This is a genomic window from Streptomyces sp. CLV115 (assembly GCF_038448545.1).
Classification (GTDB): domain Bacteria; phylum Actinomycetota; class Actinomycetes; order Streptomycetales; family Streptomycetaceae; genus Streptomyces; species Streptomyces sanglieri.
On record NZ_JBCEWQ010000240.1, the window covers coordinates 1 to 8,531 of the forward strand.

The 8,531-nt window shown below is 72.5% G+C and carries 7 protein-coding genes and 1 pseudogene; 7 read left to right on the forward strand and 1 reads right to left on the reverse strand.

What is annotated here, in order from left to right; translation table 11 throughout:
* Positions 1 to 623 (forward strand): annotated as a pseudogene (locus AADR41_RS39810) (serine/threonine protein kinase); the annotation flags it as partial.
* An 18-nt stretch (positions 624 to 641) separates the two neighbouring features.
* Here the strand turns inward: AADR41_RS39810 and AADR41_RS39815 are convergent.
* Complete coding sequence (locus tag AADR41_RS39815; RefSeq protein ID WP_342287160.1) at positions 642 to 3,182, reverse strand: YfhO family protein; 2,541 nt, start codon at positions 3,180 to 3,182, stop codon at positions 642 to 644.
* 123 nt (positions 3,183 to 3,305) lie between these two features.
* Between AADR41_RS39815 and AADR41_RS39820 the strand changes: the two genes are divergently transcribed.
* The 6 genes from AADR41_RS39820 to AADR41_RS39845 all read left to right on the forward strand — a co-directional run.
* Entirely contained in the window at positions 3,306 to 4,268 is a 963-nt protein-coding gene (locus tag AADR41_RS39820; RefSeq protein ID WP_342287161.1) for a glycosyltransferase family 2 protein, read from the forward strand.
* A complete protein-coding gene (locus AADR41_RS39825; protein WP_342287163.1) occupies positions 4,265 to 4,666 on the forward strand; it encodes a GtrA family protein in 402 nt (133 codons plus the stop codon). Before AADR41_RS39820 ends, AADR41_RS39825 begins: the two co-directional genes overlap by 4 nt.
* A gap of 148 nt (positions 4,667 to 4,814) precedes the next feature.
* Positions 4,815 to 5,471, forward strand: coding sequence for a SurA N-terminal domain-containing protein (locus tag AADR41_RS39830; RefSeq protein WP_342287165.1), 657 nt, complete (start codon positions 4,815 to 4,817; stop codon positions 5,469 to 5,471).
* A gap of 45 nt (positions 5,472 to 5,516) precedes the next feature.
* Positions 5,517 to 6,479: a nucleoside triphosphate pyrophosphohydrolase gene (locus tag AADR41_RS39835; protein ID WP_342287166.1), complete on the forward strand. Its 963-nt coding sequence runs from the start codon at positions 5,517 to 5,519 to the stop codon at positions 6,477 to 6,479.
* A 49-nt stretch (positions 6,480 to 6,528) separates the two neighbouring features.
* Positions 6,529 to 7,830, forward strand: coding sequence for a cytochrome P450 family protein (locus AADR41_RS39840; RefSeq protein WP_342287168.1), 1,302 nt, complete (start codon positions 6,529 to 6,531; stop codon positions 7,828 to 7,830).
* 105 nt (positions 7,831 to 7,935) lie between these two features.
* Positions 7,936 to 8,531 (forward strand): transglycosylase family protein (locus tag AADR41_RS39845; protein ID WP_342287170.1); only part of this gene is annotated, 596 nt, incomplete at its 3' end.

Sequence of the window (8,531 nt, forward strand, 5' to 3'; positions counted from 1 at the left end):
GGCCGGCCCGGCCGCAGCCCCCGTCCCCGCCGCCGGGCCGGCCCGCGCCCGCCCGGCCCGACGTGGCCGCCGCCGTCGACGACGTCAAGAAACTGCTCGGCGAGGGCCGGATCACCCAGGCCGTGGACATCCTCGGCTCGATCCTCCCGGTCGCCGCCGAACAGCACGGCGAGGACTCCGCCGTGGTCCGCATCCTGCGCAAGCAGTACGCGGCGACGCTGATGGACGACGGCCAGTACCGCCGCGCCCTGCCCGAGCTGCGCCGGCTCGCCGACGACCGCGCGGCGGAGGCGGGCCCGGCCGACCCGCAGACCCTCCAGTTCCGCCACGACGCCGCCCAGTGCCTGGAACAGCTCGGCGAACCGGCCGCCGCGCTCGCCGGATACCGCGAGGTCCTCCCGTACTTCGAGAACCACCGCGCCACGGGCGGCGACCCGGCCCGCTCCTTCGAGATCCGCAACCGCATCGCGCACCTGCTCCTCGCGCTCGGCGACCACGTGACCGCGCGGGTCCAGCTCCAGGCGCTGCTGTACGACGCCGAGCGGGCCTACGGGCCGCACCACCCGCTGCCGGTGGAGCTGCGCCGCAGGCTCGACCGCCAGGTGGAGGTGCGGGGCGGCTGACGGCCGGACCGCCCCCGGTCAGACCCGCACGGTCTCCGGCGCCCCGGCGTGCTGTCGCGGCCGGTCGGGCCCGGGCAGCCCGGCCCCCGGCCTCCGCCGCCGGTACCCGAGGACCAGCCCGCCGAGCACCAGCACCACGAGCGCGCCCGCCCCGGCCACCGCGCCCGCCCGCAGCCCCGGGGGCCGGAACGTGCAGTCGACGGCCCCGCCCCGGGCCGGTGCCGGGGTGGCGACCAGGCCCAGATAGCTGTCGGCGGGACGGCCCTGGCAGCTCCAGCCCGCGATCCGGGGCGCCGCGAGCACGACCGTTCCGGTGGTGCCGGGCGGCAGCTCGGCCCGTACGCCGTGGTCGGTGACGTGCACGGCGCTCGCGCCGGTGCGCTTCAGCCCGGCGACCGCCGAGTCCAGCCGGGCCCGGTCCAGACAGCCGACCGCCCGGTGCGGCACGGCCCCGGCGCGCACCGGGGTCAGCGTGACCCGCACGCTCCCGGTCCCGCCGACCTTGCCCAGGCGGTGCATCGCGGCCCGTCTGGCCGGCAGCTGCCCCTTGAACTCGACCTCCGGGCCCTCGCCCAGCCGTGCCCAGCCGAACATGTCGGGCGAGAACAGATAGGCCTCGGTGCCCGCCGGGCAGGCGGCGGTCAGCGTGTACGTGCCGCGCCCCACCCGGTAGTCGTACGCCCCCTTGTCGCTCACCGCGCCGCCGTCCGCCGCGCTCAGCGCCGTCGGCGGGACCGTGTAGACCCGCGAGCCGAGCAGCTGCTCCTGGTTCCGGAACGGCGAACGGCCGTATGGCACCGGCCCGCCCGGACCGCGCACCGTCACCAGCGGCGGCGTCCCGGCACGGCTCACCGTCACCGGCCGGTCGTCCGGCAGGTTCGCCCCCTGGTGCGGATCGCGCGGCCCGCGCACCCGCGCGCCGACCGAGAAGACCGCGTCCGTGACCGGGTTGTCGAGGCTCTGCACGGCGCGGCCGTTGGACGTCCACCCGCCGCCGAGCGCACGCATCGTGCGGGTCAGCACGGCGGGCGTGTGGCTGCTGTAGTACTGGCCGCCCTGCCCGCCCACCAGCAGCGGATCGTTGGCGGTGGTCTGCTCCCGGCCGGGGTCCGTGCGATAGCCCGGCCAGCCGTCGGCGCCCGCCACCACGGCCGCCTGGGTCCGCTGCCGTTCGCCCCAGGGCGCGTAGTCGTCGAGCCGGTTCAGCCGCTCCCGGTCGAAGTACGCGGTGCCGGCGGCGGCCTGCCCGGCCTGTGCGCCGATCAGCAGCACGGCGGCCAGCGCCGCGAGCCTGCGGCCCCGCCCGACCAGCACCAGAGCGCAGGCCGAGGCCACCAGCCCCAGCCCGAACAGCGGATACGTCCACCCGGTGACCAGGTCGCTGAAGCCCGCCCCGGCCGCCAGCAGCACCAGGACCGCGCTCCCGCCGATCAGCGCCCGCCGCTCCGGCCGGCCGTACGAGACCGAGACCCAGGCGGCGATCACCACCAGCCCGGACAGCACGAACGTCTGCCGGTACGGGCTGCCGTTGGGCGTGGTGAAGGCGTGCCACAGCAGATGCGTCGGCTCCCACTGCAACGACAGCGCGACACCCGCGACCAGCCCCACCCACGTCCACCGCTCGCGCCCCGGCACCGACCGCTGGAAGGCCAGTGCGCAGAGCAGCAGCAGGGTGCCGGTGCCGAGGAAGAGGGCCGGGGTGAAGAAGCTGTACGTGGCGGGCAGCAGCCGGGCGAGCACATCGGACCAGGCGGCGGGCGCGAACGGGCGGTCCCAGCCCGGGTAGGCGTGCTTGGTCCCCAGGTAGACGGGGAGCAGCACGGGTGCCGAGAGCCCGATCCCCACCCCGACCGTGCAGACGGCCCGCACCAGCCCCCGGACCACCGCCCGCCGGTCGTCCCGCTCGGTGAAGAACCGGACGGCCAGCACCAGGGCGGCACCGAGCGTCGCCATGTACGCCGTGTAGAAGTTCGCCGCCCACACCACCGCGACGAGCAGCGGCCCGGCGATCCGGTGCCGTCCCGTACGCGCCCACTCCGCGACCAGGCAGAGCAGCGGCAGCGCGACCAGCCCGTCCAGCCACATCGGGTTGTACGAGGCCTCGGCGACCGACCAGCCGCACAGCGCGTACGAGGCACCGAGCGTCCCGGCCGCCCACCAGCGCCCGCCGCGGACCGTCAGCAGGAACAGCGTCATCAGCGCCGCGGCCGACGCCATCTTCAGGACCGTCACCACATAGACCGCGAGATCGATCCGGTCACGCGGGAACACTCCGACGAGCAGCGCGAACGGGCTGGTCAGATAGGTGCCGAGATCCGGCAGGAAGCTCGTCCCGTACCCGGAGGACCAGTTGAGCAGCAGCCCGCCGTCCGCGTTGCCGTGCAGCAGGTCCCACAGCCGGGCGTGGAACGGCACGAACTGATTGCCCAGGTCGTTGACGCTGCGCGTGTGGGGCCCGAACGGGAAGACCCGCGCGACGGCGTCACCCGCGCAGACCGCTGCGACGGTGAGCAGCGCGGCGAGCGAGCCCGCGCACAGGCGGGGGCGGGAAGTCGGCATACGCAGGAATATGCCAGCTTCGAACGTTCAACCCCGTGTCGAATTGGGTCAGTTCACGCAATGGACGCCCACCGGTCACGTGCTGCATCGAGTTCCGACATCTGGCCGGGCTGATGTACTTCCGTGCTGATCTCGCTGGTGGTGCCTTGTTTCAACGAGGAAGAGATCCTCGAACGCTTCCATGAACGCGTCACGGACGAAATGGCCGGGCTGGGACATGAATTCCAGCTGGTCTTCGTCGACGACGGCAGTGCGGACCGGACCCTGGTGATCCTCCAGGAGCTGGCCGCGGCCGACCCGCGGGTCCGCTATGTCTCCTTCAGCCGCAACTTCGGCAAGGAGGCCGCCATGCTGGCCGGCCTCCGGCACGCCGAGGGCGACGCCGTCGTCATCATGGACGCCGACCTCCAGCACCCGCCCGAGCTCGTGGGCCGGATGCTGGAGGAACACGCGCGGGGCCACGACCAGGTGATCGCCCGCCGCACCCGCAAGGGCGACCGGGTCACCCGCACGCTCAGCGCCCGCGCCTACTACTGGCTGATCAACCGCCTGGTGGACGTGGAACTGGTCGACGGCGTCGGTGACTTCCGGCTGCTCTCCCGCCGCACCGTCGACGCGGTACTGGCACTCACCGAATACAACCGGTTCTCCAAGGGCCTTTTCGCCTGGGTGGGATTCCGCACCACGACCTTCTCCTACGAGAATGCCGTGCGTGAACAGGGAAGTTCCGCCTGGACCTTCGGAAAGCTGCTCAATTACGGTCTCGACGGGCTGCTGTCCTTCAACAACAAACCGCTGCGTGCCGCGCTCTACCTCGGCATGCTGCTGCTGTCGGTGGCCTTCGCCTATGCTGCGTGGATCGTCGGCGTCGCCCTGGTACAGGGGGTGGACACCCCCGGCTACGTCACCCTCATCGTGGTGGTCACGGCACTCGCCGGGGTCCAGATGGTGATGGTCGCGGTGGTCGGGGAGTACGTCGGCCGCATCTACTACGAGGTGAAGCGGCGCCCGCACTTCCTGGTCAAGGCCACGAACACCGAGGCGTCGCGACAGATACGGGAACCCCAGGAGTTCGTACGCCGATGACGGTCACCGCACAGATGGCCCGATTCGCCCTCGTGGGAGTGGTGAACACCGGCACGTACTACGGCTGTTACCTCGTCCTGCTGATGTGGCTGCCCTACATCGCCGCCCATGTGATCGCCTTCGTGCTGAGCATGATCGGGTCCTTCTTCCTGAACTCCTGGTTCACCTACCGGACCCGGCCCACCTGGCGGAAGTTCCTGCTCTTCCCGCTCACCAACGCCGCCAACTTCGTCATCACGACCGGCGGCGTCTATCTGCTGGTCGACCTCGCCGGGTTCAGCAGCCGGTACGCGCCGCTGGTCGCGGCCGCGGCGGCGATCCCGATCACCTTCGTCGTCTCGCGCACGATCATGCTCCGGCCGGACCCCCCGGCCCCGGCGGCCGAACGCGTGCCCTGAGCCCCGCCGGGACGGCCCGGCAGGGCCCACATCCCCAACTCCTCCCGAATCGTTGGTCGAATCGGTGGCCCCAGCCGTGTCCACTGCCTAACATCGATCACCGCAAGGTCTTGTGCACTGATGCACAAACTCTCCCCGGGAGGCTCCTTTGCACCGCCGCCGTCGCACCGCGCTCACCGTCTCCGCCGCCCTGCTCGCCGGCGCCCCACTCCTGACCGCCTGCGGCAGCGAGGCCCACCCGGGCGCCGCGGCCGTCGTCGGCGGGGACCGGATCGAGGTATCCACGCTGCAGGGCCAGGTGGCAGCCGTGCGCGAGGCGCAGCGCGATTCGAAGGACGCCGCCCAGCTCATCGACAAGTCCGGCCAGCTCAGCCGGGCCAAGCTGCACGGCCTGATCTTCGACCGGGTCCTGGACCGGGCCGCCCGGGACGCGGGCGTGTCCGTCAGCCGCAACGAGATCCAGCAGATGCGCAGGGCGGCGACCGCCCAGTCCGGCGGCGAGGAGCGGCTGCGCACGGCGATGCTCCAGCAGAGCTGGGTCGCCCCCGACCAGATCGACGCCGTCCTGCGCGAGCAGGTCCAGCTGACCAAGCTGGCCCAGGCGCTCGGCGCCGACCTCCAGCAGCCCGCGGGTCAGCAGGCCGTCGGCGAGGCGCTCGGCAAGGCGTCGAAGGCCCTGCGGGTCGACGTCAATCCGCGCTACGGCAGCTGGGACGACAAGCAGACCCAGCTCGCCGACTACAAGGCCCCCTGGCTCAACCGGGTCACCAGGCCGGCCGGCGCGGAAGCCGAGGCCGGGGCCTGACCGGCCGCGGCAGGGCGACCGGTGCGACCGGGGTAGATTCGAACGGTGAACGCTGAAGACCCCGGCCGTATCGTTCTGCTCACCGCCAGCCACCGCGTCGCGCCCGGACTCCTGTCCTGGCCCGCCTGGCAGACGCTGCACGCCGCGGACCGGGTGCTCTGCGCCGAGCCGGACCACCCGCAGCTGCCGTACCTGCGCGAGGCGGGCGTCACCGTCGAGCACTCCGCGCCCACCGCGCAGGAGCTCGTCGATTCCTGCGCGGGCGGCCGGAGCGTCGTCGTGGTCACCGGCGGCGAGGGGAACCAGCCGCTGACCGACGGGCTCGCCCGGCTCGCCGGTTCCGGCCGGGTGCGGATGCCGGACCTGGAGCTGCTGCCCGGCTCGTACGACCTGCCGGGCGCCCGGCTCCTGGATCTGGTCCAGGTCATGGACCGGATCAGGCTCGAATGCCCGTGGACCTCGCAGAAGACCCACAAGGGCCTCGCGAAGTACGCCATCGAGGAGGCGTACGAACTCGTCGAGGCGATCGAGGACGGCGACCGCGACGAGCTGCGCGAGGAACTCGGCGACGTCCTCCTCCAGGTCGTCTTCCACGCCAGGATCGCCGAGGAGGACGAGCAGGAGCCGTTCTCCGTGGACGACGTGGCCGCGACCCTCGTCGAGAAGCTGATCCACCGCCACCCGCACGTCTTCGGCGACGAGAGCGCCGAGACCCCGGAGGACGTGCACGCGCACTGGCTGCGCACCAAGGCCATCGAGAAGCAGCGCGACTCGGTCACCGACGGGGTGCCGCTCGGCCAGCCCGGTCTGGCGCTGGCGGCGAAGCTGGCCGGCCGGGCCCGTACCGCGGACCTCGACGTGCCACTGCCCACCGGCGACGGCATCGGTTACGAGCTGCTCGCCCTCGCCGTACGCGCCGAGCGGGACGGCATCGACCCCGAAGCCGCGCTGCGGGCCGCGGGCCGCGCCTACCGGGACGCCATCAGGGCGGCGGAGGGCAACGGGTGACGCCGGAGGGCGATGCCCGGCGCCCGAGGGCGGCGGATAACGTCGGGGGGTGAACCACAGCCCCGCCGATCAGCCCGCCGTCTGCCCCGCCGGCGCCCCCGAACTCTTCACCTGGGAGTTCGCCACCGACCCGTACCCGGCGTACGCCTGGCTGCGCGAGCACAGCCCCGTGCACCGGACCACGCTGCCCAGCGGCGTCGAGGCATGGCTGGTGACCCGGTACACGGACGCCCGGCAGGCACTCGCCGACACCCGGCTCTCCAAGAACCCGGCGCACCACGCCGGGCCCGCGCAGGCCAAGGGGAAGACGGGCATCCCGGGCGAGCGCAAGGCGGAGCTGATGACGCATCTGCTGAACATCGACCCGCCGGACCACACCCGGCTGCGCCGCCTCGTCTCCAAGGCGTTCACCCCGCGCCGGGTCGCCGAGTTCGCACCGCGCGTACAGGAACTGACGGACCGCCTCATCGACCGTTTCATCACGGAGGGGAAGGCGGACCTCATCCACGACTTCGCCTTCCCGCTCCCCATCTACGCGATCTGCGACCTGCTGGGCGTTCCGCGCGAGGACCAGGACGACTTCCGGGACTGGGCGGGCATGATGATCCGCCACGGCGGCGGTCCGCGCGGCGGGGTGGCCAGGTCGGTGAAGAAGATGCGCGGCTATCTGGCCGAGCTGATCCACCGCAAGCGGGAGAACCCGGGCGACGACCTGATCTCCGGGCTGATCCGGGCCGGCGACCACGGCGAGCACCTCACCGAGAACGAGGCCGCCGCCATGGCCTTCATCCTGCTGTTCGCCGGATTCGAGACGACGGTCAACCTGATCGGGAACGGCGTCTACGCGCTGCTGCGCGACCCCGGTCAGCGCGAACGGCTCCAGCTCTCCCTGGACGCGGGGGAGAGCGGGCTGCTGGAGACCGGCATCGAGGAACTGCTGCGCTACGACGGCCCGGTGGAGCTGGCCACCTGGCGGTTCGCCACCGAGCCGCTGACGCTCGGCGGACAGGGCATCGCCGCCGGGGATCCCGTGCTCGTGGTGCTCGCCGCGGCCGACCGCGACCCGGAGCGCTTCGAGGACCCCGACACGCTCGACCTCGCACGGCGTGACAATCAGCACCTCGGATACGGGCACGGCATCCACTACTGCCTGGGAGCGCCGCTCGCCCGGCTGGAGGGACAGACCGCGCTGGCCACCCTGCTGAATCGCCTTCCGGACCTGCGACTTGCGGTGGAACCTGCCGATTTGCGGTGGCGTGGCGGGCTCATCATGCGCGGACTTCGCACGCTTCCCGTGGAGTTCACCCCGGGGTCCGCCCACACGGAAAATGACACACTGTCAACTCTGTGACTTTCACGTGATCTGCGCTGCATCGACTTGTGACTCCCGTTCGAACCCGGCTAGGTTCACCGTTCGACTCACCAGTCACACGTCAGCTACCCGGAAGGCAACCCCATGGGCTCCGCGAACGGCAGACACCGTCGCCCCCGTCAGGCACCCGCCATCGTCGTCGCCGCGGGCGTGACCGGCTCGGCCATCGCCATCCCGCTGCTCGGCGCGTCCGGTGCGCACGCGGCCGACGCCACGACCTGGGACCGGGTGGCCGAGTGCGAGAGCGGCGGCATGTGGAGCGCCGACCTCGGCAACGACTTCTACGGCGGCCTCCAGTTCTCGCAGGAGACGTGGAAGGCGTACGGCGGTGCGGCGTACGCGGAGCGCGCCGACCTCGCCAGCCGGGCGCAGCAGATAGCGGTGGCCGAGAAGGTGCTGGCCGACCGGGGCCCGAAGGCCTGGCCCAGCTGTGCGGTCATCTCCGGTCTCGCCGTGGACGGGACGCTGCCCGGGGTGGACCCGGGTTCCGTGCCCGCCGACGACCCGACCGGGAGCGCGAAGCCGTCCGGCGACGCGTCGGCGGACCCGTCCGGCGACGCCACGCCGTCCGACAGCCCCTCCGACGGCACGGACGCCGTGGACGGCGCCGACGGCTCGAAGAAGGCCGACAAGCCGTCAGGGAAGACCTCGCCGTCCCCGAAGCCCTCGGCCTCGACCCC